Origin of the sequence: Nostoc sp. PA-18-2419, assembly GCF_005869855.1 — a bacterium.
GTDB lineage: Bacteria > Cyanobacteriota > Cyanobacteriia > Cyanobacteriales > Nostocaceae > Nostoc.
In genome coordinates this window covers 144,871-166,967 of the sequence record NZ_SZNH01000011.1, presented here as the reverse complement: position 1 = coordinate 166,967, position 22,097 = coordinate 144,871, and the positions used below count along the sequence as shown (strand labels likewise).

At 43.6% G+C, this 22,097-nt stretch carries 15 protein-coding genes; 2 read left to right on the top strand and 13 right to left on the bottom strand.

Annotated elements, in window-relative coordinates:
* Positions 1-18 precede the first annotated feature (18 nt).
* A complete protein-coding gene (locus tag FCR06_RS14065) occupies positions 19-300 on the top strand; it encodes a hypothetical protein (RefSeq protein ID WP_138500633.1) in 282 nt (93 codons plus the stop codon).
* Positions 301-360: 60 nt separating this feature from the next.
* Here FCR06_RS14065 and FCR06_RS14060 read toward each other — a convergent pair whose 3' ends face one another.
* A complete protein-coding gene (locus tag FCR06_RS14060) occupies positions 361-2,349 on the bottom strand; it encodes a S8 family serine peptidase (protein ID WP_138500631.1) in 1,989 nt (662 codons plus the stop codon).
* A 369-nt stretch (positions 2,350-2,718) separates the two neighbouring features.
* Here FCR06_RS14060 and FCR06_RS14055 point away from each other — a divergent pair, with 369 nt between their 5' ends.
* Positions 2,719-3,282 (top strand): hypothetical protein, encoded by a 564-nt coding sequence (locus FCR06_RS14055; RefSeq protein WP_138500629.1) that lies wholly within the window; start codon positions 2,719-2,721, stop codon positions 3,280-3,282.
* Positions 3,283-3,419: 137 nt separating this feature from the next.
* On the opposite strand, the gene FCR06_RS14050 is transcribed toward FCR06_RS14055, so the two are convergent.
* The 12 genes from FCR06_RS14050 to FCR06_RS13995 all read right to left on the bottom strand — a co-directional run bounded on the left by FCR06_RS14050 (position 3,420) and on the right by FCR06_RS13995 (position 22,096).
* The gene (locus FCR06_RS14050; protein ID WP_138500627.1) at positions 3,420-3,743 is read right to left on the bottom strand and encodes a hypothetical protein; all 324 of its coding nucleotides are present in this window, start codon (positions 3,741-3,743) and stop codon (positions 3,420-3,422) included.
* A 365-nt stretch (positions 3,744-4,108) separates the two neighbouring features.
* Entirely contained in the window at positions 4,109-6,358 is a 2,250-nt protein-coding gene (locus FCR06_RS14045; protein WP_138500625.1) for a chemotaxis protein CheW, read from the bottom strand.
* 25 nt (positions 6,359-6,383) lie between these two features.
* Complete coding sequence (locus FCR06_RS14040) at positions 6,384-7,652, bottom strand: GAF domain-containing protein (RefSeq protein ID WP_138500623.1); 1,269 nt, start codon at positions 7,650-7,652, stop codon at positions 6,384-6,386.
* 29 nt (positions 7,653-7,681) lie between these two features.
* On the bottom strand, positions 7,682-8,707 hold the full coding sequence (locus tag FCR06_RS14035) for a chemotaxis protein CheW (RefSeq protein WP_138500621.1): 1,026 nt from the start codon (positions 8,705-8,707) through the stop codon (positions 7,682-7,684).
* Positions 8,708-8,791: 84 nt separating this feature from the next.
* Positions 8,792-11,947, bottom strand: a complete 3,156-nt coding sequence (locus FCR06_RS14030; RefSeq protein WP_138500619.1) for a hybrid sensor histidine kinase/response regulator — start codon at positions 11,945-11,947, stop codon at positions 8,792-8,794.
* Between the two features lie 15 nt (positions 11,948-11,962).
* A complete protein-coding gene (locus tag FCR06_RS14025; RefSeq protein ID WP_138500617.1) occupies positions 11,963-17,209 on the bottom strand; it encodes a GAF domain-containing protein in 5,247 nt (1,748 codons plus the stop codon).
* 65 nt (positions 17,210-17,274) lie between these two features.
* Positions 17,275-17,808, bottom strand: coding sequence for a chemotaxis protein CheW (locus tag FCR06_RS14020; RefSeq protein WP_138500615.1), 534 nt, complete (start codon positions 17,806-17,808; stop codon positions 17,275-17,277).
* Between the two features lie 14 nt (positions 17,809-17,822).
* Entirely contained in the window at positions 17,823-18,185 is a 363-nt protein-coding gene (locus FCR06_RS14015) for a response regulator transcription factor (RefSeq protein WP_138500613.1), read from the bottom strand.
* Between the two features lie 137 nt (positions 18,186-18,322).
* Complete coding sequence (locus FCR06_RS14010; RefSeq protein ID WP_138500611.1) at positions 18,323-19,654, bottom strand: response regulator; 1,332 nt, start codon at positions 19,652-19,654, stop codon at positions 18,323-18,325.
* Between the two features lie 453 nt (positions 19,655-20,107).
* Positions 20,108-20,872 (bottom strand): gas vesicle protein GvpC, encoded by a 765-nt coding sequence (locus FCR06_RS14005; protein WP_138500609.1) that lies wholly within the window; start codon positions 20,870-20,872, stop codon positions 20,108-20,110.
* 75 nt (positions 20,873-20,947) lie between these two features.
* Positions 20,948-21,169, bottom strand: coding sequence for a gas vesicle structural protein GvpA (gene gvpA, locus FCR06_RS14000; RefSeq protein WP_138500607.1), 222 nt, complete (start codon positions 21,167-21,169; stop codon positions 20,948-20,950).
* A 237-nt stretch (positions 21,170-21,406) separates the two neighbouring features.
* Complete coding sequence (locus tag FCR06_RS13995) at positions 21,407-22,096, bottom strand: GvpL/GvpF family gas vesicle protein (protein WP_138500605.1); 690 nt, start codon at positions 22,094-22,096, stop codon at positions 21,407-21,409.
* Position 22,097: the final 1 nt, after the last annotated feature.

Genomic DNA, 22,097 nt, shown 5'->3' with positions numbered 1-22,097 from the left:
TCCAAAAAGAAATTTATTATGCAACCCACTCCAAACCACAGAAAAATTCCAGCCAAAATTAGCTCAATGCCTCCTCAGCGTTCTCAAGCAAGAGTTTACTTAAATGCTTACAAAATGATGGTGGAAAAAGAGCGTTTAGAGCAAGAACTACAGAAACTCGAAGCACGCCGACATCAGATTCAGCAGCGTCTTGCCATTTTAAATAGTCAAATAATAGCTGAAGAGGACACCCATCAGCAAGCAAATATTGATTTTGAGGACAATAGACCAAAATTCAATACCCTAACATTGGAATACTAAGGTTGGGTTTTGCTGTCGCTTTACCCAGCCTAGAATTATCTTTAAGCCAAGCGTATTGGTTTAAAATCCAATTTCAATGGTGAAGCTACGAATTTTTCCTGTATCTAGGTTAGCTTTATCTGCTACTTCTAGCGTCCAGCTTCCTTGGGGACTTTTACCTTTAAAAACAGCAAGTTTAGGGCTATTCACTTCGTCATAAGTTGTTTTTATGTTATCTGAAGATCCGCCGAGGCGATCATGGAGGATTATTGGCAGTACACCTGTTTGGGTTGGAGGATTAAGAGTAACTACGAGGTCAGCAATGTAAGTATGCTCTATGTCTACAGTAACTTTGATGGATTTAACGAGGTTGGTATTAGCGATCGCCAATGGTAATTTTGATGTTTGCAAGTCGCTAATTGGTACATCTTGCACTGCTTGGAATCTGGTGATGGGTGATGGTTGATTGGGCTTAGCCAGTTCCACTGCTTTGAGAGCATTCATCCGACCGTAACCGTAGAAAGGACTGCGACCGTTAGCATCATACTTACCTCCGGGTTGGTCAATGCGATCGCAGGAGTGTTTAATAATGTCTCGTACTTCATCCCAACGCAGATTTGGATTGCTAGCAATAATTAAGGCTGCTACACCAGCAGCACCCGGAGCAGCGCTAGAAGTGCCGCCGAATGAGTTTGTGTAATTACCTACGGTATCACCCAAATTTAGATTACCAGAGTTATAACCAACTGTACCAGAGCGATCAGTTGTCCAAATTCCAGGAGTTTGAGAATTGTAACCATGATTGCTGGGGAAGGCGCACCAGACTGCTTGACCATAGTCGCTATAAGCGCTTCTGGTGCCGAAATCATTACAAGCTGCCACAGCAGTCACATTTTGGTAGCTGGCGTAGCCGTCGTTATCGACGCTTTCGTTACCATTACCAGCAGCGAAGAAAATTACACAACCTTTGCCGTTGCGTCCTTTAGTAATTGCATAGTCAATAGCAAGTCTTGTAGAGTCAGGTAGAGGCACTTTTTGGTTGTGTAGCGGATCGTTTGCGTTAAACCAAACACCATCTGCTGGTCCCCAGCTGCAAGAGATCACATCAGCACCGTTTTGAGCTGCCCAAACAAAAGCATCGGCTTCCTCCTGCGATCCCAATGCCGAAGCTAAACGAATCGGCATTAGTTTTGCACCAGGTGCGACACCAGATGCACCAAAGTTGCCKTTTGCACAAGCTACTCCAGCACAGGATGTTCCGTGGTTGTCATCGTTTCCTGGTCTGGGATCGTTAGTTTTACGCGTAACATCACGGGGGGCAACAATTTTTTCAGAGGAACGGAATTCTTCATGATCGAGATCTACACCGTCGTCGATAATTGCAATAATCGTTCCGGTACCATTGCTCAATTTCCAAGCTGCCTCAACGTTGGCATGGGCGTTGATAACTTTACTATTAATTGTTGTTTGCTTGAGGTGCCATTGCTGTGGGAAAGCTTGACGTGGGCGTAACTCACGCACTAGTTCTGGATGGCATAACTCAACTGATTGCTCATTTAGAAGTCTCTCGGCGATGTCAAAGATGGCTAAACCAGTATTTGCAGGGGCGCTGACAAAATAAGCATTTCGGGCATACTCAAGTTGGCGTTTTATTGTTAAGTTGTAACGTTCTAAAACTTGCTCACACACCCTTGACTCTTGGCGATTATCAAACTTAACGAAGAGGTTTTCCGTATAAATTACAGGTTCTTGGGATGTGGGATCGACGAGAACACGTCCCGCAAATTCAATTTTAGACTCTTCATTGAGAATTGCCCTAGCGCGATCGCGCAAAGCAACCGCTTGAGTCGGAACTTTCGCTTGGAGAATTTCTACACCCGCTTGGCGAAACCGCGTTTTTAAATCGAATTGATTAAGGATATTACGGGCTGCAACTGAGACTGGTGCGACTTCAAACGGTCTTTCACTAATCAGAGTGCTGCGGTTTTCAGTACGAACTACAATGTGTTGATCGCTAATTGCAAGTTCATACCGTTGACCATTTTCACCACCATAGCGAACTTGAACCATAATTTAATCTCCTATATTTATTGGACATGGGGCAAACAGGGAGTATGGGAGGAAAAGGAGGTGTGGGAAGAAATCTTGCCCCCCTCTCTCCCCACACTCCCCACACTTCCCTATCTCCTCATCTCCCCACTCCCTCATCTCCTTGATCAATTTTCATGTGTTATATCTGGATTAGGGCGCAGAAAAGATATAGCTTAAACAGAATTTAATCTCTCTAAGTTCATACAACTCTTTAATTCTTCTTTCCAGAAAAGAGGGGGTTAAAAGTCAGATTGATTTACGAATCTTCACTATATATCTGTACAGAACTAGGAAAGATTTGTATTTCACGTCACTAAAAAAGCTATAACATCATTAGAACTTGAAAAAATGATTTATTTTCCTGCTGAGTATCTTCTGACGATATATTCTCTACCCTTGATTGCTGAAGTGAGATTCCAAAAAGATTACTTTTCTGAGTATCCTCAACAAATTCGTGTTAGCAGCAATCGCTCTGCTATATCCTACACTCGTCAGCCTGGGTACTATGCAATACATTACGATCAACCTAACACGGTGGCTCGGGGAGCAATTTTACAACTCAATCAAGGAGCGATCGCAATTTTTTCTGGCGAACCCAATCAATCACAAAAAAATACATTGAGTCCCATTTACACACTCGAACCCAATGGTTCCCTTGCTGTACCAACTGGATTGGTTTTTATCCGCTTTGCTGAAGGTGTTGATGTGGAGTCCCAGCGCCAGGCCATCAATGGAGCAGGTTATAAGGTAGAGGAAAGTCTTGACTATGCACCCCACGCCGCCTGGTTGCGTCCTCAATCAGGTAATATTGCCGATGCAATCACTGGAATTTCTCGGTTAGAAGCGATACCAAGTGTTGAGAATGTCGAACTTCAGATGTTGATGGAAAGGGGTTTGAGACTAGGGCAGTAAAGGAATATCATATGAAAAGGCGATCGCTTCAGCAAAAGGCTACAGAACTTCGGGAAGAGAAGGAAGATTTGCTCGTTTATCTCCTCCGATTCTTCCCTGTACCCTATCTCGCCTCAACAAACAACTTTCCTTAACTACTACACCGGCTTGAAGAATATACTTTTTAACATTGCTCGGCCCTCTGTCGTTATTTCTGCATTCTTACAGGTTACCAGAGGGGTTGACGAGCCTGATTCTGAATTAGCTTTGTTGCTTTCAATCTCGCCGGTGAAGTATCCAGACTGCTTCAGACGATTTAGTAACTCTAGTAATTCTTCTGGATTAACCTGTTTACCCTCGAAGTCCTCAGCAAAAAAGCTAACATCTCGCTGCCCTTCTTCATCGTGTTTAATCTTGTCGAGCAAGACGTAAACGATTTGATCCGGCAGGTTATCTGCTGGTGTCAGATCATTAAGTGACATAGAACACTCCTAAAAATAGTTAGATATTATTGTAAGCTATTAAGAAAATTTAGCAATAATTAATTTACTCAAAGCCAATAAATAGACAAATTCTACCCTAGGAACTAAATTGAGGATTGAGCTAAATTATCAACAAAGACTGAAACCTTAGTTGGAAGCAGCAACTACCAACTTCCTCCCCTTGCAAGTAAGAATTGAGCGATTGCAACGAATAGCGAATTCTAGAACGACTATGACATCAATCCTCAATCGCGATCGCCAGAAAAAGCAGGGGAGCAGAGGAGAAAAACTACCCAATGTTCCAATGAATTAGAACCAAATTCATAAAGCTTGCTTTTTGTGCTTTACTATCCATCGAACTCAAGTTAAACTCCAGTAAGAAGGCGACCATCCAAAACCAGGCTAAGTTGCCCATTGGCAAGAATGGTAGTTCCTTGGATATAAGCAGCAACTGGGATTGCTTCCCCCAGAGGATGGATCGCAGAAGATTGCTTACCGATGATGCAATCTACTTCCAAAGCACATCGTTTGTCTAAGTAACGAAATACTAATAACGGCTTATCTTGCTTGAAAGCATTTAGTGTATCTGTACTGTAAGTGGTAACTGAGGTAGGAAGGTGGTTAGGACAAATCAGCACATCAGTCAATAAGTGGATAGGGACGAGCATTTGTGTTGTTGAATAATCGCGATCGCCACGAAGCAAGCCACTGATGCCAGAAGACTGCAATAATAACATGCGTCCCGCTTGAGTTTGAATAATTTGTTCGGACTGTGATAGACAAATCTGCTCTACAGAATCGGCAATAAATGCATAGACTTTGGAGTTAGCTTGACAGATGATAAGTTGAGCAATTTTTTGCTCGAGGGGAATTTGGAGCGAGAAAGCTGTACCATGTCCAGCCTGAGACTTCAATACTATTCTTCCCTGAATAGCTGTTAATTGCTTGAAAACCTCGGTTAATTCTGCTCCTAACTCTAAGGCTGCACGCTCGCATAAAACAGATGAAACCTCTGGTTCAAGTACCAGCTCGGTCACTTGTAAGATATTCTCTGGTTTAGTCAAGTCAAGTCCTTGGGCTGAAGCCTGTTGATAGATTTGAAATAAGTTAAGTCCTGCGCCATCATCACAGCCATCAATAATTAGTTGATTTCCCTGCTGGTAAACTTGAATTTCGATGATACCGCTGCTATTTTTACCAAGGTCTTGCCGTGTTTGGGAAGACTCAATACTTTGCTTTAGTAAATAGCAACTTATATGCAATAAAAGAGCATGAAGGCGATCGCTAAATGCCCGATCAATTTGGATATCGGTAATTTGTAAATGCAGTTTAGCAGACTTATCTTGGAGAGCTTGTAACTGATACCAAAGTTGATGCAACGGTTCTAAAGCTACTTTCAAAGGAATAGTTGTAACTTTTTTGACCAAATTGGCAGAACGGTTAATTAACTTTTCCTGCTGTATGAGTTCTTGTTTGAGTTGGTGATGATTGTTATTCAGGAAATCAACAGTTGATGCCACCTGAGACGCTTCAGCCAAAACAGATTGCAGAGTATTGTACAATTGCTCAGAGCGATAACCAGCTAGAGGAGAAAGGATATCTGAAATTGCTGCTAAACGTCCTGACCATTCCTGTAGATTATCCAGCAGATGTTGCAATCGTTTAACTTGTCGAAGCAACTGCTTGATTGTATATTGCTGTTGTTCTCCCTGACAAACTTGCTGATTATAGGTAGTTAGTAATGTTGCAAGCAGCACATTTAGTTGTGCGAGATGCTGAATATTTATAGGTGTGGCGGCTGGAATACTTGTTGCCACAACAGTAGAAATGGATTCTTGCAAACAGAGTGGATGACGATCAGCAAAAGATTTAACTAGGGATGCTTCAGATGTTTGAGTAGGTAGAGAAAAATCCCCCAACCAAGCCTGAAAATCTTCTTCCCCATACTCCTCCAGGTTTGCTAGTTCCCTTACCTTGACGGGAAACTGCTCGGTATCTACGTGATAAAGGCTGCCAGATTGGGAGTTAATTTGACTTATTAGTTCTGTGTCAAGACTTTCCTCATCTTTAACCATAACTTGCTCTGGTAAAGATGCAGAAGCTTCTAGCTCTGCCAAAGAATCGTTAAACTCAATAACTGGTTGATATTCCTGCGGTTGCTCTACCGATGTATCCAGGTTTGTTTCCTGGGGAATGACGCTTTGTTGGCGATTGCTAAACTCTGCTTGCAGACTAGCAACAATGGCAGACATGCGCTCTAGAATTTCTACTTCCTCAATTTTTGAGGCTGTTAAAAATGCCATCAATAGCATCTGTAGACAATCTAATCCTTCCGACAACAAAGAGGCGATTGAGGCGTTAACAATTGCACGATACTGATGCAAAAGCTGAAAAATCTCTTCTAGTGTAGCTGCAACTATGGCAATGGCATCTAGCTCGGCTGCTATGGCAATCGAATGCACAGAACCAGCAGCTTCCATGAGAGCTAAAGCTGTACCGGGGTTACTGTCTTTTATATAATTAGGCAACTCCTGCTCCAAGAACAGTAACAAATCGATCACTTCTTCTAGAAAGCGATCGTCGTTCTGCGGTTGGGGGACAAAATCGGTACTCATCGAAACTCCTGGTTTGTAGACAATTCTATGGCTTCGACATTGATTTGAGGGTACAAGCAGCGATATCAGCGATCGCTTTAAATTGATCCTGAATTTGCGCGATTGACTCCAGCCCAGTACTGATTTGGCGATCGCACGGTTCGATAGCAGAAGCAACGTCTGCTGCTGCCACTTGGAATTCTTTAAACCATTCCTCTATATTTAGGGCGGTTTCACGAGCTTGACGGGCGAGAATTTCCACTTGTTCGGCAGCAGCTAGCAAACCTCCTTCCTGGTGGCTAGTTTTTGTTGCTTCGATGGTTGTATTCAAAGACAAAATCTGAATTTTGCTACTCAAGCCTTCCACAAGACGAACAAAGCCAGAAGCTTGCTGGCAAAATTCACCCAGGTATTGCAGCTGTTTATTAGTAATAGCAACAGTATCTTGAATACACATTAAATGCTCGTTGGCGAACTCGGCGATTCTTGCTCCCGCTTGTACAGCCTCGCTCACCTGCTGAAATGGTAATAGGAACTCAGACCGATCCCAAGATCCAGCCTTTTGAGGAGGCGATGACAGCTGTTGAACAAGTGGAGATCCTATTTCAGCCGAGTGCAAGTTAATTGTCAACATCATTCCGACTTGTTGCAGCAAACTGCGCTCTGCTTCCTGCCATTGTCGAGGTTCCAGGCAATGATGAATAACTAACAAACCCCAAGGCTGTTGTTTGACAATCAAGGGCAAGCACAGGCTAGCTTGCACCTGAAAGCGTTGCCAAAATTTCTGTTGGCGGGGAGTTAGTTCTAATACTTGAGCTAAGTTTTGGAGCGAGTTTTCTCCGTCGTCAACATCGGTAGTAACAAACAAATTTATCGGTAGGGATTGGTTGAGCAGGGTTGTCCAACCCGCTTGTATAGCTTCAGCGATCACCCGACTGCGATTATTTTCCTCAAAACGGTAAATCAGGATGCGATCAGTGTTGAGAACATCTCGAAGGGCGGTGACTGTAACCTCCAAAAGTGCGGTTTCACCTGTTGCCTGCTGCATTTGCCGCTCAATCGCCCCAAGTTGTTCTCGCTGGAGTTGAAAAGCTTCTCGAACATTACCATCATTGTCACTGGGCGAATCCTTCGCCAAAGCTTCGATAAAAGCTTCGATTTGACTCACTTTCTGCTGCAATTGAGCGACCTTTGGCCCCTTGGCAGATTGAAAGACTGCTTTGAGTACGGCCACATTAGCCAAAATTTCTTCTATCTGGATTTGATTTTCAACAGGCTGGGTTGGAAAATTAGGATCTAAGGTTGCGATCGTCACAGAAAACTCCTTGGCAGCATCAAGTTAAATCAGTGGGTTTGCCATTGCAATGTCTGGGCGATGGCTTTGGTGTCTAAAATCCAGCGTTCGCCTGGCAGAATACCTCGAACAAAATTTAGCAGTTTGTTTGGGGAAAAGTCGGTTGGTGTTGATTGTGCTTGCTGTAAATCCTGCCACTCTACATCGTAGACATCAGCGACCAAAAACCCGACGACCTGATTTTGAACCTCAATAACCAGAACTATTGGCTTTTGTGGTTGTGACTGCCGCTTCAGAAGTGGTGCATAACCAAGCAAATGTTCTAAGTCAACTAGCCGCAGCATCTGTCCTTGCCAATTATAGAAACCTAAAATCCAACTTGGTAAGGCTGGGGCTGGGGAAATTTCTTGGCTAGCGAGATGAATAATGTCTAATACTGAGTGGAATGGTACTAATCCACTTCCTTGATTCCCCAAGCAAAAACGCAGAAATCTTTGCTGTTGTTGGCATGATGTCACCCCAGCAGCCAAGGTTGGGGTTGTTCCCGGCAATCCCAACTTATCAGCCAATATCTGGCTCATACCTAGAAGAAGTACTTTGAGAGGTTCCTCGTTTGGTGTTAAAGACAAGACAGCCATGTGGCTAATAAAGTTTAACTCTGCCACTTGCCGATAAGACCACGGCACCGGACGCACAGCTGACAAAGGAATATCGATTAAGGCAGGGGGTTTGTCCGCAGGAATGCCACAAATTTCTCCAGTCCGCGTTTGAGTCAGAAGTAAGAAGCGCGCTGAAGTGTCAACTGCATAGAGAACTTGGTGCGCCTGTTGGGCTTGTACTTGCGGAATCAACTTCTGGCGCAAATCCACAATTGTAATTGTTTGCGTTCCCAAATCGACCATCCCGATACCACTTTCAACCGTACTGCTAATCGGTGGACAAGCAATCACTTTGAGAACTGCACCAACTGGCAGGGCAAATAAATAGTCTGCGATCGCAAAAACAACGACTCGTAATGAGTCGTGTTCGCTCACAGTGCCAGATAATCGCTTAAACGGAAAAGGAGTGTTGAGCATAAATACTAATTCGTAATTCGTAATTCGTAATTAAGAAAGTCTGATTTAGTCTGGCTTCGTGGGTTTGGATCTGTATCTATATCATTATTTTTGGGAAATGGTATTAATTAGTTCAGCGATGGTGGCTAGGAAGTTTTGTTCTGAATAGGGTTTGGTCAGGTAAGCTTTCGCCCCTAGAGCTAAAGCTAATTGGCGGTGCTTTTGTCCGCTACGAGTAGTCAGCATCACAACAGGAATTCCCGACAAACGCTCGTCTTGGCGATGGTGTTCTAAAAACTCAAATCCATTCATCCGCGGCATTTCAATGTCACAAATCACTAGATCGACATCAGCGTGTTGAAGCATTTGAGCGATCGCGTCTCGACCATCGCCTGCTTGCAACACTTGATAACCAGTTTTCTGGAGCGTGTGCACCAAACTTTGCCTTTGTACAACCGAATCTTCCACCACTAACACCGTCAGTTGACTAGGTTGAGCAACGGCTGTATTGACTTCCATCGGCTGTTGCTGCGGTTGGGTTATGGTTAACTCGGATTGCTGTTTCTCCAAAGCAAGAACAGGCTCAGGCGCTGGCAATAGTTGAGTTGCAAGACTTGATGCCGGGGAAGTCGGCATCATATCTGTCTCCCAGGTTTGCCGAACTAACTCTAACGGGTCAACAGTTAAGGTGAGGCTACCATTTCCCAACACGCTGTAGCCTTGGATGTAACTAGGTAAAGTAACGACGCTGCCAAGGGATTTAATTACTAATTCCTGCTCGACTAAAATCTGATCGACTTGCAAACATAGATATTGGTGCTCCGTTTGCAACAACAGCAGAGGTTCGACAGCGTTTCGTTGTTTGACTGGAAAAGGACTGAGGGTTATATTATGGTCTTGGGTGAATAAAGGATATTTATAATCCAGCAAATTAGCCAGTGGGCGGATGGGAATTAGTTGCTGACTTTGCCCTTGTTCCCACTGCCAGAATTTTTGGATGCCTTGCCCGTGTAAAGATTGTTGAATTTGAATTTGGTCTGGCTGGGGTAATAAAACCTGGCTAATTCCTTCAGATAACAAGGCATAAGTAGTACCTTGAGATTGACAAACGAGCAAGCGTGCTGTTGTCAAGCTTAGGGGCAATTGCATGATGAAAGTGGTTCCCTGCCCTGAAAGCGATCGCACTACAATCGAACCTTGTAAAGCTCGCAATTGAGTGCGAACGACATCTAAGCCGATACCACGTCCAGATAATTCACCAATCTGGTTGGCGGTAGAAAAGCCTGGTTCAAATAATAACTCTGCCAGTTGGTCTTGTGAGGCGTAGACGGCTTGTTCGGCACTCAGCAGGTGTTTTTCTATTCCTCGCTGACGAATCGATTCCCAGTTTAAGCCTCGACCATCATCGCGTACCTCAATAGTTGTGCGGTTGCCTTGATGATAAGCTTGAATTGTAATTGTTCCAGTTTCTGGTTTACCCTGCTGGCGACGGGTTTCTACCGATTCAATACCGTGATCGAAGGCATTGCGAATCATGTGCAGCAAGGGATCGTACAGCTGCTCGGAAATGGCTTTATCCACCAGTACCTTCGTACCGCCAAGCTTAAGTTCAACAGGCTTGTGATAAGTTGCTACCATCTGTTGCAGGAGGCGGGGAAATCGATTTAACACTGTTCCCAGTGGAACCATTCTGGCTTGCAGTAAATCTTCTTGCGCTCCTGAAAGCAGTTGCTTGCGCTTTCCGAGACTGAAGCGAGATTGCTGAACTAAAGTATTAAAAGCCTCAATCTGTTCTTTTAACTGCACCATATCTTCTGTAAGATTTTGCAGGAGAATATGCAACTCGCTATAGGTATCCATTTCTAAGGCATCAAAATTAGATTGTGCCTCGGCAGCTGGAACTGAGCGTGGAAATCTATGTATATGTCGCTGCTTGCGTTCGGGAAGCAGCAGATGTCGATCTGACCAAGTAGAAACTTTATTAAGTTGTTGTTGACAATATAAAAACTGTACTAGAGTGTCTCGAGCCGCTTTGTGGATGTGGTTAGATTGCAGGTTTTGTTGGTTTTCGTTGATTAGCAATTCCCCAATTGTGTGGCTGAGGCGATCAAGCTGTTCTATCGCTACTCGGATCGTGGGAAGTGATGGCGATGAGTGAGCTTGGAGGCTTAGTGCTGGTGGAGAGGCTGGGCTATCTGAGTCTGAGTAGCGGTAACATGTCTTTGGATCTCCGATCCAGATTGACTGTAAAATCCGATCTATAGCAGAGGGAGCTACTACCGAATCCTGAGAAATGGGTTCCAGTACCTCCGGTGCTTTTGGTACAGAGTTATCAGTCCGCTTTGGAAAAAACGACCAAATTGATTTTGATTCGCTCGCACTGAGGATGGGGGATGGCTTATTCTCAGTTGTAGTCGTTTGTGTTGGTTGGTCAGCTATCGAAACTGGCTGCTTTTGCGGCTCTGGGACAGGAGTAGTTAGTCCTGCCCATTCTCGTAATTGTGGAAATATTTCTCCCCCATGAGCGCGATCGCCTGCAAGTACTGCTACTTGAGCCGCTTGGAAATTTTCTAAAGCCACCTGAGCGATTTGCAGTATTTTATCTGGATGTGCTTTGAGCGAGTTTAGGGTCGCTTGGGCAATTTCTGACAATCCAGATAAGCTATAAGATGCTGCTAGTTCAGCAAAAAATTCTGCTTGGGAGTTGAGTGTTGTTTGAATTTGTTGTGGATCTTGACTCTCGATGTCAGCTGCAAGTTGTTGAAGATCCTGGAGCACGCTCCCAGAAAAGATTGATTCTACCACATCAAAGCCAAGTTCTTCGGAACTGGGAAGCGGAGCCTCACGACCAAAAAAGTCGCCTAGTTTATCTTGGAGTTGAGCAAAGATTGAGGCAGTTCGATCAAGTACTTCTTCCTCATTGCAAGATAAGCCCATCAAGGTTGCACTCAATGGAGTTCGCAGGCACTCATAAGCATCTAGAAGCAAAGCGCCCAATTCTGGATCGATTTCCAGTTCTGGAGCATACAATGCCTGGAATACATCTTCCAAATGATGGGCAATTGTCTTAATCGTTTCTTGGCCAAGACTGGCAGCACTTCCTTTAAGAGTATGAGCGCTTCGCATCAAGGCGTGAACTTTTTCTATTGTTTTTTCATCAAGTAGACCGATAAGATTCTGCTCAATGGTTTGCAACAACTCTGCCGCTTCTATAAGAAAAGCCTGCTCTAGCTGTTCTTGATTACTGGGATCGGGGTTCATAACAGTTTTGAGAGATTAGTCAACCTTGAACTGGCTAACGCTGGTTTCCAGTTGTTGTGAAGTCGTCAGTAGTTCCTCAAAAGACTCGGAAATATGGATGGCACTTTCTGAAGTCTTGCGGGCGATGGCCGAAACATCGCTCATCGCCTCTGTCAAAATCTGAGATTGCTGACTTTGAGTAGAAACTGCTTGAGTAATTCCTTGCACCAGTCCGCCAATTTCGTTAGTAGCTACCACGATCGCACTCAGGGAATGACGAGTCTCATCAATCAATTTCGAGCCTTGGACAACTTGGCTAATTCCTACTTCCATTGCTTGGGTAACTTCGTTGGTTCCACTTTGAATTTCTTGCACGAGTCGCTCAATTTCTGTGGTGGCACTAGCTGACTGATAAGCTAGGGAACGAACTTCATCTGCAACCACCGCAAAGCCTTTACCATACTCTCCAGCACGGGTAGCCTCGATCGCCGCATTGAGTGCCAGCAAATTAGTTTGAGTGGCAAAGTTTTCAATCAAACTCACGACTTTCGAGATTTTCTGAGAAGCTTCACCGAGACGTTTAATCTTCTTCGCTGTTTCCGACACGGTTTCCCGAATTTCCAAAATGCCATCTACGGTTCTTTCCATGAGGGAATCGCCAGCTTGGACGGTGTTATTAGCTCTTTGAACTGCCTGCCCTACTCTTTGGGCATCAGTAGCCACTACCTGGGTGGAAGTTACCATCATTTGTAATTGTTCGAGAGCGCGTTCGAGCCGTTCTACTTGCTGTTGAGCTTGGTCAGATAGTTTCACTACTGAAGTAGTGTTATTGCTGGAAGTTTCACTCACCCTGCCGGCAGCAATCTGCACTTGTCGGACTAAATCTCGCAAACTTTGGATTGTAGTGTTGTAACCATCGGCGATCGTCCCAATTTCATCTTCAGATAACGGTGCTCGAACGGTGAGATCGCCTCTAAAGGATGGTTCCAAAGCCATGAGAACGCGTATAGCTCCTTGTTGGAGTTTTTCGCGAGCAGTGCGTTCGCGCTCTGCTGCTTGTGCTAGTTGCTGCTCTTGAGTACGCACCTGTTTCAGGTACTCTGCAAGATTGAGGGCAAGACCAATCTGGACGCTGGCTTGGTTGAGAACATCCTCCTCTGATTGCTCCCACTGACGCGCTCTGCTATTTTGATAAACTCCCATCAGCCCCCATAGCCGATCTTCTTGAAAAATCGGAGCAATCATGTAGGCTTTAGTTCCCCACATTTCTAACAATTGGATGTGACATTCGTCATGACCGACAGTATATATATTGTCAACCAGCAAACTTTCTTTACGGGCATAACGCCCTCCTTTGTTGTACTGGAGATAAGTATCTCTAACTCTGGCAAGACTAGTTCCCACAAGCTTAGGCCAATCCCCGCTCACAGACTCAACTACAAATTCTCCAGACCAATCAGCCTCAAAACGGTAAACTCCAACTCGATCTGCTTTGAGTAGTTGACGAAGTTCGAGGGTTGCAAACTGGACAAATTCCAGAACATCACTATGACTTTGGGCCATCTCCGTTAGCCGACTTGGTAGGCGATAAGAAAATCGGGCGTTTGCTACTTCCCGTTCTGCCAGTTTAATCAGTTCCTCATTCTTGCTTAAGGTTTGTTGTAAGTATTGCGATTGCTGGACGGCAACCCCAAACTGCGTGCCGATTTTCGTTACCAAGTTAATTTCATTATCTTGCCATTGCCGCGGCCCATCATTCTGATATGCTCCTAACAAACCCCAGAGCTGGTTTCCGGCAATAATCGGGGTGATGATATAGGCTCTAACTTGGAATTGCTCTAGAATTTTCAAGTGGCAGTGGGCATGACCAGCAGTGTAAACATCATTAATCGTAAAGGTCTCGTTGTTGCGATAGCGTCCGCCTTGGGTTTGCTGTAGGTGTTCGTCTTCCCATACGGTCTTGATATCAGGGCCAACCAAAGCCACCCATTCACGACTTACGGATTCGGCAATAAACTCCCCACCCCAATTTGGATTGAAGCGATACACTGCTAGGCGATCGCATTGCAATTGCGATCGCAATTCTGGTAGCCCATTGCGGAAAATCGTATCTAGCTCTTGAGCTTGGCGAATTTTTTCTGCCAACCGTGTCAGCGCTCGTTCTCCTTCGGCGGTTCGCGCTAACTCTGCATTCTTCTTCTTGAGCTGTTCAATATACTCAATTTGTTGCAAGCCTATACCCATTTGCACAGCGAGTTTTCGCAACAGTTGCACATCTTTGGATTTCCACTGCCGAGGGCCAGTATTTTGATATGCTCCTAAAAAGCCCCAGAGTTTGCTTCCAGTAAAGATAGGAGCGATTGTGTAAGCTTTAGCCTGGATTTTTTCTAATATCTCTAGGTGGCACTGAACGTGACCGATAGTGTAGATATCATTGACAACAAAGGTTTCATGATTGCGATAGCGTCCGCCCTGAGTTTGTTGTAAGTGATCGTCCATCCAAATCGTTTTCATGTCGGAACCAGCTAAAGACAGCCATTGATCTTTTACGGATTCGGCAACAAACTCCACACTCCAGTCAGGACTAAAGCGGAATACTGCTAGGCGATCGCATTCTAGTTGTTTGCGTAAACTTGGCAGCAGATTCTGGAAAATTGTTTCTAGCTCTTGGGCTTGACGGATTTTTTCTACCATCGCTGTTAGCACCTGCTCCTCTTCTGCTGCTTGCGCCAACTCAGCATTCTTCGTTCTCAGTTCTTCGATGTACTCGGCTTGCTGCACGCTTAACCCCAACTGAATGCCCAATTTGGTCAGTAATCGCACCTCCTCGGAATTCCACTGGCGCGGACCGCTATTCTGATAAGCTCCTAACAAACCCCAAAGTTTGTTTCCAGCAAAAATCGGGGCGATGGTGTAGGCTTTAACCTGAAACTGCTCCAACAGGTCGATGTGGCACTGGGCATGACCAACAGTATAGATGTCATTGACGACAAAAGTTTCATTATTGCGATAGCGTCCGCCTTGGGTTTGCTGGAGGTGTTCGTCTTCCCATACGGTTCTGATATCGGGGCCAACCAGAGGCACCCAGTCACTTCCTACAGATTCAGCAATAAATTCACCACCCCAATCTGGATTGAAGCGATATATTGCTAAGCGATCGCATTTGAACAACTGCCGCAATTCTGCCAAGGTAGTGCGATAAATTTTTTCTGGCTGTTGGGAATGACGCACTCTATCCGCCATTCGCGCGAGCGCGTTTTCTACTTCAGCTACTTGTGTCATTTCTATATTTTTTAACCGTAGCTGTTCGATATATTCAGCTTGCTGGAGGGCTATGCTCAACGATTCGCCGATCTGCAATAAAGCACCGGCCTCTTCCTCAGCCCATTTCCGAACATCAGAATTTTGATAGGCTGCTAACAAACCCCAGAGATTACCGGCGCGGAAGATGGGAACAATAATGTAAGCTTTGGCTTGGAACTTCTCTAATGCTTCTAAATAGCAAGGTGAAAAACCAACTGCATAAATATCATTGACTTTGCGGAAGCGTGTTCCTTTGCCGTACATTCCACCCTGGGTTTCCTTAAAATAGGTATCTGTATCAGCTTTAATGGGAGAGCCATAGTCTTTAACATTGCAACGTTCTGAAGATATCAGACCTGTTTTTAAAATGCTATCTTCCTCCTGCATCTCCAACAATGACGACCAGCCAGCAGCCACAGATTCAGCAATAACTTCTCCACTCCAGTCAGGGTAAAATTGATACACGACAACGCGATCGCACTTCAGAAATCGGCGCAACTCTTGGGTTGCAGTGCGGAAAATATTGTGAATATCTGTTGCTTGCCCAATCTTTTCAATGATGCCGAAAACCGTACGTTCTCGTTCAACAAGCTTGGCTGACTCCTCAGAGCGTTTATAAAGTTCTTGCTGATATTGCAACTGTTGAATAGCAATACTAGACAAAGATGCAACCTGCACCATCAATCGAACTTCACTATCTTTCCACTGACGAGGCTGAGAATTTTGATAAGCAGCGAGCAAGCCCCACAACTGTTCCCCTTGGAAGATGGCAACAATAATGTATGCTTTGGCTTGATAGGTTTCTAAAACTTTGATATAGCAGTCGGAAAAACCAGCACTGTAAATATCATTAGTGACTCGATAGATTTGTCCGCTATGGAAAGTTTTGCCTTGCGCGTACTGAATATAGCTATCCGCACTGGGCAATCGCCCTGTTGTCCCAGCCAGTCCCCCTTGGTCTGCCAGGTTCCTAACACTGCAATAGTTAACGTTCTTAACAATTGCTGGGTTGTTTCGCTGTTCTTCTAATAGAGAAACCCACTCAGATCCAACAGATTCAGCAACAAATTCCCCACTCCAATCTGGCTGGAAACGATAGATTGCCACGCGATCGCATTTTAGTGACTGTCGCACTTCTTGGCTGGCAACCCGAAAGATGGTATCCAAATCTTTGGACTGGAGAATTTTATTGGTTACACCGACAAGAATTTGGTCTTTTTCTACTTCTTGTTGCAAAGTAGTTTGAATCACGGCAACTTGCAGTTGTACTTCTAATTCCAGTGCGATTAGTTTTAGTAACCGAATTTCAGCATTCTGCCACTGACGAGCAGCAGTGCAGCAATGTACTACCAATAAACCCCAAATCCCATCTTTGACTAAGATTGGCAAACTCAAACAAGCTCTGATCTGAAACCGATCCACGAGCTGCTTTTGATAAGGAGACAAGCTTGCTGTGTAAGTATCCGCGATCGCTGCTAATTTTTCTTGTTGATAAAGCTTGGCAGAACCCAACCCGAAAGTGACTGCGGGCAGTTTTTCCTTGAGCATTGGGGTAAAACCATCTTTCATCGCTTCGGCAACAACTATCCCCAGCGTCGGATTCGTAAACTCATACAGCACCACGCGGTCAACTTGCAGGGCGCTTTGTACTTCCATGACAGCAGTGGCGAGCAAGGTATCTAGATCGGAATATTGGCGGATTTTGCTGGCGATCGCCTGTACTTGCTCTACCTCTAATCCATCTCCTCCGTCTTGATATGGCAATACACTTACCAGGTCTTTTAACTTGCGGATTCTGTCTCGCAATGGCCCTGTTTCCACCCAATCAGCTTGATCCAGTTCAGTTCGCAATTCTTCTAAAGTCGAGGTGATTTGCTGTTTTGCTGGTAGATCGACGGTATGCCCGTTATTGGTGCCCTTATGACCGTTGCTGGAATTTGAGTGTGGTTGGCTGGGTGTAAGATTGTGTTGCGTTACCATAATCTTTCTTGCTATGAAGGTTATCGGAGTAAGTTAAGGAGGCAGAGGGTAGGAAGCTCTGAATTTTAAAGAGGCTGAAGGGCTTGAATCACAACATGGGTGTCAAGTAACATCAAAGGGTTACCTTGAGAATCCACAAAGTAACCCTGCAAGAACGAGGCTAGTCGGGCGGGTAACATCGATGCCGAAATTGCTAACCGCTCTTGGGGATCGTAAACTTCAATGGTATTGACTTGCTCGACCAACAGCCCGACAGTTTGATTCTCGACTTGAACAAGCATCGCCATGCCAGAGTTGCGTACATTTTCTCGCCGACACCACTGTATTGCTCCCAACAAACCTGCTAAATCAAGAATCCAGATAGCTTCTCCCCGCCAATTCATAATGCCTAACAAGAATTCTGCTACCTGCGGTACTGGTAAAATCTCGGTGAGTGCAACCTGAATTACTCCCCGCAAATCAGCTAGTGGGAGTAATCCATTTACCTTTCCATTCAACGGAAATCTTAAAAACCTCTGGTTGTTTCCTTGGGGAGAGTTTTCAAGTCGAAATTGGTTATTAATCGGTAGCGAAGAAAAGCGATCATTGACCTGTACCATTGCCCCTGTTTCCTTTAGTGAATAAATTTACTAACAGTCTGGAGCAAGGTCTTTTCATCTACAGGTTTGATTAAATAGCCATCTGCACCACTCATAGTCCCCCAAGTTTTATCAACATCTGTATTTTTAGTTGAGCAAATTACTATCGGGATTGCTTTTGTTGTAGAATCAGCTTTCAACTTGCGGCATAACTCAAATCCACTTTGGCCTGGCAAAATCAAATCCAGTAGAATCAAGTCAGGTTTTTGTTGTTTCAACCTTAGTTGAGCCTCTTCACCACTGCGAACTTCATAAACTGAATATCCTCCTTGCTCCAGGTAACGTGTCATCTTTTCGGATTCTGTGAGGCTATCTTCAACTAAAAGAACTTTTTTCATTTTTATTTCCTAACTATTTAATTTAGAATTTGAAAAATGATTGCGATAAATCAATTAACACAAATCCAGAATTTCTGAGGCAAAATCTGTCTAGAAAATGGGTATAGGTGAGCTAACGATATAACTAGCACTTCAATTTAAACAGTTAAATACTTATGAACTACACTAAGTACTTTTTCTGCCTCTACGGGTTTACCCAAAAAGTCAGTTGCTCCGACTAATTTTGCTCGCATCCGATCTACTATTCCATCTTTCCCCGTTAAGATGACAACTGGAACATCTTTGAGAACTGGAGTTTTACGGATTTGAGAACAAATTTCATAGCCATTCACTTTTGGCATCAAAAGATCCAAAAAAATGAAGTCGGGCTTGCTTTTGATTAGCTGTAAAATTGCTATCAAGGACTCTTGAATACCAACAAAGCGATAACCTTGATGGGTAAGAATTTCCTCCAAACTGCGACAGATTGTCGGACTATCATCCACACAGGCTACTAAAGGTCTCGAGACATCAATAATTGCTTTGCTAGCTGCTGGGGGAGCAACTTGTATAACAGTGTTCTCTTCCGTCTTTAGTGAAGAACTGGAATTATTAATTGCACTGGACGGACTGACAATTTCTTTACTAATCGCTGGAGAAGGAACTTTTTTAAAATTGGGTGCAACTTGTATAAAAGTGTTCTCTTCTGTCTTCAGTGAAGAATTGGAATTATTAATTGTACTGGATGGGTTGCCAGTTTCTTTAACCATCCCAACCTTCCTGAAGCTTGGAGTAGGTGAAAAAGCGATCGCCCCTGCTTTTACTAATGGCATCAATAACCGAGCCAAAACTAAAGCATCCCGACCGCTTTTTTGCCCTATACCTCGTAAAGTTTTTGTTCCATCAACTAGAGAAATAATCTGTTTAGAGGATGTATGTCCTTGAAGTAGTTCAACTTGTTGAATAACAACAAATAAATTGGGCGAGTAACTTGCTAGTCCTGCACCTCGCCATTCTTGCCAAGCTTGTGTAGCCTGTTTCAAGACTTCCTCAGTTGGTATGATAGCTAGAAGAAACCCAGGAACTTCACCAACAACGACGGTATGTGACAACTGCCCTGCTGAATTCTCGCCACTTGTTTTGGCTTCAATGTACTGCATTATATCAAACAGGACTTCAGCTATTAAGCTTGTAATCAAGCTAACAAGTTGTTGTTGTTCGATTAATTTTTGTTCTCGCAACTTAGCAAGAATGCAATACTCGCGATAATTTTCCTGGGGAGGAACAAGCCACTCCAACTGTGTCACATCCAGATTAGAACAGTACTGCGACAAGTATCGTCGCCATCGCTCATCAGCATTAGAACCACCAGCCTGCCAAATTAATCGTCCTAAACGAAAATATAGCGTCCAAGTCGGCCCATCCCTGGCTTCAAGATTCAGCTTGCCTGTGAATAATTTAGTTTGAAGTTGCTCGATCAATTGATTCACAACGGATCGCACCTCCTTATTGAGTTTTCCATTTACATTGAAATTCCTCAAAAATCCAGCTTACTAACCTCATCGTGTGATCGCCAATAGCACAGGTCAAAACCTCAATCGAGCTACCTCAGCTTGTTATATCCCTTTCCAATCAGGACATTTTTAAAGTTCAAAGCTGAAAGCTCGAATAAAGATTTAAGCTCTTTTTATAATTATCAGTAAGTTATCTATATTACTTTTGCAATGTTATATATACTGAAATTATCGGTTGTATATACCTAGGTAGTTGTAATACAGACCTGAAAAAAATGGAAATGTTGAATGCTAAAAAGCATAGACCAGCTTTAATGCTTATTGATTGTGTAGTATGCCTGCTTCAGGTGACACAGACAAGCCATCGCCCAGCTAGCTGCTAGTCTGCGTAAAAAATGAGATTGATCGAATTTGTCAAGAAATTGCTTGTTACCGAACAAAGTATTGGCGATCGCGTTGTTCTAGTACCCCTTGCTTGATTAATGAGCGCAAGATATCTATTGTTTGCAGCCGACTTAAGCCTATCACCTGTTCAATTTCTATCAGAGTAGCTCCTTGAGCTTGCTGAATGTATTGCAGCACTCTAGATTTAACAGCATCTCCATTCAAGGCAGGCGCTTTTTTTGTCATGCTATTGACGGCAGGAGGAAAACCAGTGGCTTTAATTGAAGAACGGGAGATTGTCAATTTTGAAACTGTTGCAACTAATTTCTCTTTTTCAATAGGAGTTGGGGAAACTGTTGCTAATTTCTCTTTTTCAGCAGGAGTTGGAGAAACAGCTTGTCCATTACTATAATCTCCCCAAACACTGTTATGTAAGATTGCTCGAAAATTTTGCAAATCCTGGAATAATGCTTGAGCCTTTGCTGCGCGCTCTTGGCGGTATTCTTGCTGGCGTTGCCAGACATCTGTTTTCAGCTGCAATATTTCCAGTTGTCGCTCTGCAATCTCTTGCTGGAATTGCTGCTGTTGTAACTTTCTGTTGTTGTGAAGGCTGGCAACAAAACTGCTCAAGTCTTGATGAAGCAAATCTGCTTGCAGCCGAAGTTCTTGTTGAGTTAGCTGTTTCCATTGGTTAACTTGTTGACGGCGTTCAGCAGTTATTTGCAATCGCTGTGTAGGCATTCGCACAGCGTCTCGTAGAGAAGCCTGCCGCAGGCATCGCTCTTGTTCCCATAAATTCTTGAGAGCCATCAGTTGAAATCTCCTATTTTCTTAACTAAAAATATTAAATAGGAGCCATGAAGACTCCCTTTTTCTAATCTGGTGTTAAGCAGCAGATGGAACAGCTGCTTGAGATGTTAAACCAACTGCCTCCGCATATCTTAAGTAAGTTTCAACTGAAGCAATCACAATGCGAGCTTCGACAGCTAGTAGTTCAATACCAACTAAAGAAACACGCACCCAAGCATCAATTACAATTCCTTTGTCTAAAATGCGGTCAATAACTTCAGCTAGACTAGAAGATGAGTTAACTTTTTCAACAGCCATTTTTTTCCTCACATAACTCTAATTATTGGTTTCATCTTGCTCTGATTGAGCAATGGGTAAAACTTACACAATGTGTTTTGTTATTCCTGGATTTAGTGTTCCCAAAAATATAAGATAAATATAAGAAAATAAAAAATATAAGAAAAAGTTAACAATATTTTTGATTAAAATTTTAATCAAAAAATCATTTCATCTTTATTAGTTCTTTGAAAACTTTAAATATCATTTTTTATAAATTTATATAAGAGTATTTTTTAAAGAATGATAGGGTGGTAGAGGTTCACTCAGTGCCAATTGCCAGTGCGAGCATTGTATCTGCCACAAGGAAAACTGCTGCATAATGAGCGTTGAATCGTTGCGCTGTGCCAAAAAGTGGATTTGCCGCACATCTGGCTTTTGAGTTTCACAGATAATATTTGTATGTGTTTTGAGAATTAACTGGTTCAAGAGTTCCCACTGTTCGCATTGTTGTGCTTGAAATGCTTGCTGTGTTTGGTAGCGTTGTTTTTTAGCTAATAAATAGGCTTTTCCTCTAGCATCAATAGTGTCAGACTCATCAAGCAAATCGCAGGGTGTAGCTTTTAAAGTGTACTCAACTTTGTCTCTTAACTGAGTTAGGGTTTCTAGATATTGCTCTTGATGCTTTTCTAGATGATTGAGCAGTTTTTCTATAGAGGTAAAACTGCTGCCAAAGCGTAAGGGAAGAAGGGGAGTTTGTTGAAAGAGTTCTCGAATCACGCGATCGTGGGTTAATACCGCTTGAAGTAACTGCTCATCGGTCGCTTGTATTGCCTCCAGTGAGATTTGTGGTTCTACGATCGCAGCTAAACCAGAAGAGTAAACGAGTTCAATATTCCTTTCCATCCCTAAAGGTAGGACAAGCCCTGATGTGATCGGTACTAAAAGAGCATAGGCGTATATTGACATA

Bases quoted from the DNA above. Each gene is read 5' to 3' on its own strand.
- FCR06_RS14050 (WP_138500627.1), bottom strand. From the start codon at position 3,743: ATGTCACTTAATGATCTGACACCAGCAGATAACCTGCCGGATCAAATC.
- gvpA (WP_138500607.1), bottom strand. From the start codon at position 21,169: ATGGCTGTTGAAAAAGTTAACTCATCTTCTAGTCTAGCTGAAGTTATT.
- FCR06_RS14030 (WP_138500619.1), bottom strand. From the start codon at position 11,947: ATGAACCCCGATCCCAGTAATCAAGAACAGCTAGAGCAGGCTTTTCTT.
- FCR06_RS14005 (WP_138500609.1), bottom strand. From the start codon at position 20,872: ATGGCTCTCAAGAATTTATGGGAACAAGAGCGATGCCTGCGGCAGGCT.
- FCR06_RS14015 (WP_138500613.1), bottom strand. From the start codon at position 18,185: ATGAAAAAAGTTCTTTTAGTTGAAGATAGCCTCACAGAATCCGAAAAG.
- FCR06_RS14025 (WP_138500617.1), bottom strand. From the start codon at position 17,209: ATGGTAACGCAACACAATCTTACACCCAGCCAACCACACTCAAATTCC.
- FCR06_RS14065 (WP_138500633.1), top strand. From the start codon at position 19: ATGCAACCCACTCCAAACCACAGAAAAATTCCAGCCAAAATTAGCTCA.
- FCR06_RS14055 (WP_138500629.1), top strand. From the start codon at position 2,719: ATGATTTATTTTCCTGCTGAGTATCTTCTGACGATATATTCTCTACCC.
- FCR06_RS14045 (WP_138500625.1), bottom strand. From the start codon at position 6,358: ATGAGTACCGATTTTGTCCCCCAACCGCAGAACGACGATCGCTTTCTA.
- FCR06_RS14020 (WP_138500615.1), bottom strand. From the start codon at position 17,808: ATGGTACAGGTCAATGATCGCTTTTCTTCGCTACCGATTAATAACCAA.
- FCR06_RS13995 (WP_138500605.1), bottom strand. From the start codon at position 22,096: ATGTCAATATACGCCTATGCTCTTTTAGTACCGATCACATCAGGGCTT.
- FCR06_RS14035 (WP_138500621.1), bottom strand. From the start codon at position 8,707: ATGCTCAACACTCCTTTTCCGTTTAAGCGATTATCTGGCACTGTGAGC.